Annotated in this window: 4 protein-coding genes; 1 reads left to right on the top strand and 3 read right to left on the bottom strand. The window is 55.6% G+C overall.

What is annotated here, in order from left to right:
• Window positions 1–223: hypothetical protein (locus VMX96_00070; protein ID HUU62311.1), on the top strand; the 223-nt coding region annotated here is incomplete at its 5' end.
• Window positions 224–622: 399 nt separating this feature from the next.
• Here the strand turns inward: VMX96_00070 and VMX96_00065 are convergent.
• The 3 genes from VMX96_00065 to VMX96_00055 form a co-directional block, all read right to left on the bottom strand.
• On the bottom strand, window positions 623–1,621 hold the full coding sequence (locus VMX96_00065; protein ID HUU62310.1) for an electron transfer flavoprotein subunit alpha/FixB family protein: 999 nt from the start codon (window positions 1,619–1,621) through the stop codon (window positions 623–625).
• A 180-nt stretch (window positions 1,622–1,801) separates the two neighbouring features.
• A complete protein-coding gene (locus VMX96_00060; GenBank protein ID HUU62309.1) occupies window positions 1,802–2,605 on the bottom strand; it encodes an electron transfer flavoprotein subunit beta/FixA family protein in 804 nt (267 codons plus the stop codon).
• Window positions 2,606–2,892: 287 nt separating this feature from the next.
• Window positions 2,893–3,389 (bottom strand): HD-GYP domain-containing protein (locus tag VMX96_00055; protein ID HUU62308.1); only part of this gene is annotated, 497 nt, incomplete at its 5' end.

Raw genomic sequence — 3,389 nt, 5'->3', positions numbered from 1 at the left:
GCGGGGCAAGGTAATGGGCATGAACCCGCAGGGTGGGTGGAACGTGGTTGAGGCTCAGGCGCCCCTCCCTGAGGTTCAGCGCTATGCCATTGACCTGCGCTCCATGACCCAGGGTCGGGGCAGCTTCCAGATGGAGTTCAGCCACTATGAGGAGGTGCCGGCTCACCTCAACCAGCGCGTCATCGCCGAGCGGGAGAAGGAGAAGGAGAAGGAGAAGGAGTAACCGGGGGTTTGCAACCACCGTCAGTGGATATTTTTATTATTTGCGTGAGTGACGTTACAGGATAGCTATTATAAAGGGCGCGATTACTCACATTTGTTAGGTGAAGGGTCTCCGCATAAAGCCTGTAATTACTATACCAGAGGAAGCAGGCCTTGCAGGTGTATCATCTACAACTGTAAAACATTATTTGTATACATATATGAAAGGCTGGATTCACGGTTCATTCGGTCCTCGGGTGACAAATATAAAGCTGATAGAGCAAGATTAAGAGGCTCCGTTTGATTAAATAGAGTCGTAGTTGTGGCTCGGTTTCACTGTGATGGTGGTACATATAATTAAAAACCACCGCCCGACAATTTGCCAGGCGGTGGTTTTTAATTACAACAAATAGTTTTTTTGTTAGCCCAGCAGTTCCTGTACCTTCTTGGTGAAGGCGGGGAGTATCTTCTTGTAGTCGCCGACAACCCCGAAGCGGGCCTCCTTGAATATGTTGGCCTCGGGGTCCTTGTTTATGGCGATGATGTTCTTGGCGCCGGAGCATCCGGCGATGTGCTGGCTGGAGCCGGACAGGGCCACCGCGATATAGAGAGTGGGGCTCACGATCTTCCCGGTGAGCCCGACCTGTAGCGAGGCGGGCACCCAGCCATTATCGCAGGGCGGCCTGGTCGCCCCGATCGCCGCGCCCAGGGCCTTGGCCAGCGGTTCCAGCTCCTGGAAGCCCTCGGCGCTTCCCATGCCACGCCCGCCGGTGACTATCACCTCGGCATCCTCTAGCTTGATCCCCGCAACCTCCTCCTTCACCATATCGACAACCTTTGTCCTGATAATTGATGGGTCGAGCCCTGCCTCGATGGTGCTCACCTCTCCCTTCCTGGCAGCATCCCGCTCCCTGGGGTCCATTGCTTTTGCCCTTACCGCGGCCATTTGGGGCCTGCTATCCTCGCAGATGAAGACTGCCCTTGCATTGCCTCCGTAGACCGGTCGTGTCTGGAGCAGGAGCCTGGAGCCGGGGTCGATTTCGAGAGCCACGCAGTCCATGGAGACGGCGGTATCGAGCCTGAAGGCTAGCCTCGGTGCCAGGTCGCGTCCCATCGGTGTCGTTCCCATGATAAGGATACTTGGCGAAACCTGCTTCACCACCTTTTCCATCACCGCCACGTAGGCGTCGGTCTGATAATCCTTGAGCAGCGGGTCATCAACGGTGTAGACCTTGTCTGTGCCAAAGGCGATTGCCTCTTTGCCCAGGTCGCCCAGGCCACTGCCCATAAGGACCAGGGAAAGCTCCTCGCCCAGTGCGTCGGCAAGCCCGCGGCCACCGCCGAGGAGCTCCAGGGTGATTGCAGCCAGCTTCCCCTCGATGATCTCGCCGCAGACCATTACCCCTTTATAATCAGCCATAAATTAAACCTCCTGTGAAGTCTTTTTACACTTACTCTCTTATTAACCCTTATTCAGGTTGAGGTTTCGTACCACCTTGGCCGGAGGGTCAGCCGACCTGGGCGGCCTCGGTGCATCGAAGTATCTATTCCCCGTTAATTTGGGGATTCAGGGTGAGGATTAAGAGCACCCTGTTCATCATCATATCAGTCTGGTCTCTCTGAGTTTTAGTGCCAGGGCTTCCGCTGCCTCCTCGGGGCTATCTCCCTCTATGATTTCGCACTTTGCTTCCTTGACTGGGATGAAGAGCTGTTGCAGTTTGGCGCGTGCCCCGGAGGCACCGAGCTTTGCTGTATCGGCGCCTATATCCTGTGCATTCCAGGTGGGCACCTCTTTCTTTGCCGCTGCCATAATCCCCTTAAGCTTGGGATAGCGAGGCTCGCCAAGCTCGTTTGACACCGTGACCAGAAGCGGGGTAGAAGCTTCGATTACCTGGTAGCCATCCATGACCACCCGCTCCACCTTTACAGTGCTGTCGACCAGCTCCACTTTCTGTACAGGGGTGATGCTGGGTATCCCCAGGATCTCGGCAATGCCGGAGCCCACCTGACCAGCATCCCAGTCTGCAGCCTGCCGGCCGCAGAAGATAAGGTCATACTCGCCCACCTTTTTAATCGCCATGGCCAGGGCGTAGGCTGTAGAGTGGCTGTCGGTACTTTCGAAGGCGGTGTCCTGGAGCAGGATCAGCTCATCGGCGCCCATGGATAGTGGCTTCTTGATCACGTCCATGACAAAATTTTTGCCCAGGCTGAGCACTGTGATCTTGCCGCCATGGGCATCCTTGATCCGCAGTGCTGCCTCCACTGCCTGCTCGTCGAAGGGGCTAACCACCTGCGAAACACCTGCTGCTGGCACAGCCTGTTTTGCCGCCTCATCGATCTTGAAACTGCCCGGCGGCGCCTCGGGATCGGCTATCTGTTTTACGCAAACGATCATATTGGGCATAGAGTGTCCCCCTTTCTAAGTCTTGTTTTGCGCCTGTTAAATTTATCACGTGGAGAGAGGGGATGTCAAGCGAGTGCGCAGATTGGTTAACTGGTTAATTGGTTTACTGGGTTAGTAGTTTTTGCAGACCTGCTCTGGCTCTTGATGTAAGCGTTCACTGGGGTCACAGCGGATGATCCGACCTGCCCCCAATCACTTACGTAATCCTATGTCATTCCGAACTTGACAACGTAGAAGAAATCAGCAACTCAACTGAATAAACAACGACCATCAGCTATCAACCATCCCTAATCTCCAATCCCCTGAGCCATGACCCGGCAGAACGCCTCCACCAGCTCGGGGTCGAACTGGGTGCCCGATTGGCGTTTGAGCTCCTTACAAGCCTCCTGACGAGAAATAACCTCTCGATAGGGGCGAGAGGTGGTCATGGTGTCATAGGCGTCTACCAAGCTAATTATCCTGGCGGCGAGGGGTATCTCCTCCCCCTTCAGTCCGTCGGGGTAACCGGTGCCGTCATACCACTCGTGGTGGTGCAGGATTACCGGCACCAGCGCTGCCAGCCCCTTGACGTAACCGACGATCCTTGCCCCTTCAGCCGAGTGCTTCTTAATGATGTCCCATTCCTTCGCTGTCAGTGCATCGAGTTTGGTGAGGACTGCATCGGGGATACCCACCTTGCCGACATCGTGGAGGAGGGAGGAAGCATAGAGGTCGGCCAGTTCCTTTTCCGGCAGCCCTATGGCTTTGGCCAGGGTTTGTGCTATATCGGCGACCCTCGCTGAGT

The organism is Dehalococcoidia bacterium (genome assembly GCA_035528575.1).
Classification (GTDB): Bacteria; Chloroflexota; Dehalococcoidia; order E44-bin15; family E44-bin15; genus DATKYK01.
The sequence above is the reverse complement of the archived record's forward strand: the minus strand, read 5'-3'. Positions and strand labels throughout refer to the sequence as shown.

Bases quoted from the DNA above. Each gene is read 5' to 3' on its own strand.
- VMX96_00065 (HUU62310.1), bottom strand. From the start codon at position 1,621: ATGGCTGATTATAAAGGGGTAATGGTCTGCGGCGAGATCATCGAGGGG.
- VMX96_00060 (HUU62309.1), bottom strand. From the start codon at position 2,605: ATGCCCAATATGATCGTTTGCGTAAAACAGATAGCCGATCCCGAGGCG.